The sequence below is a fragment of the Enterobacter sp. 50793107 genome (assembly GCF_001463365.1).
Classification (GTDB): Bacteria; Pseudomonadota; Gammaproteobacteria; order Enterobacterales; family Enterobacteriaceae; genus Enterobacter; species Enterobacter cloacae.
The window spans coordinates 1-845 of record NZ_LNII01000090.1; the positions used below are offsets into that span (position 1 = coordinate 1).

Here is an 845-nt window from a genome sequence, read left to right on the forward strand (position 1 = left end):
ACTTTCCCGGGCTCATGCCGGATGACTTCTTCTGCCAGACTCAGGTATGACAGAACCCGTCTGTGCCTGATGCTGCTTGCCTGATAGTGCCAGTGTAAACACTGCCTTTCTGCCCTGTAACCTGCCAGCCACATCACCAGGCTTGCCATTGCCGCGACCATATTCAGCACTTCCAGTCGCCCTTTTCCCTGACTCCGGCTCAGCCTCAGACCGAACCCGAAGCGTGGACTTTTGTCGTCCCGGAAGTTTTGTTCTATCTGCATTCTGCGGCTGTACAGGGCCATTATCTGGTGCGGCTCCAGTCCCTCTGCATTACTGAACAGCAGCCAGGGCTCCCGCGCGCTACTGCGGTGTTCCCGCTGTGTTTTCGGCATCCCCCCTTTTCCCTGACGCCCTGCGTCAGGGCGCTTATGCAGATAGAACCGGCCGTAACAGGGCGTTCGTGGTTTACGGGACAGGACACCGTAACCCACGCAGACCGGTTGTCCGGTAGCCTCAAGCTCACTGATTTTCATCCACTTTTTATCTCCATCCAGCCGGAAGCTGATGCAGCCCCTGACCCTGCCGGTGAAGCTCCAGCCCAGCTGGCTGACATGCCGGAACCAGTCTGTCCGGAAGCCTGCATCCGTAATGATGGTGACGGCTTTATCTTTCGGGATGGCATCATGCAGGCGGTCAAGGAAGCGGCACTGTACATCGCTGTTCTGCGCCAGCTCTGCGGGGACAACCTCACTCATAAGCGGCAGTGAGCGACCATTACAGACCAGACTTGCCCGCAGCAGATGCCAGTTCCTGTCATGCCAGCCGGTCCAGTCGACAGCAATCACACAGAAGGGCATCAGGGA

General features: G+C 57.9%; 1 protein-coding gene. It reads right to left on the reverse strand.

Annotation, left to right across the window (positions count from 1 at the left end; genetic code table 11):
- Window positions 1-845, reverse strand: an 845-nt coding sequence (locus APU11_RS13845; protein WP_060578536.1) for an IS4 family transposase, incomplete at both ends; no start/stop codon positions are given.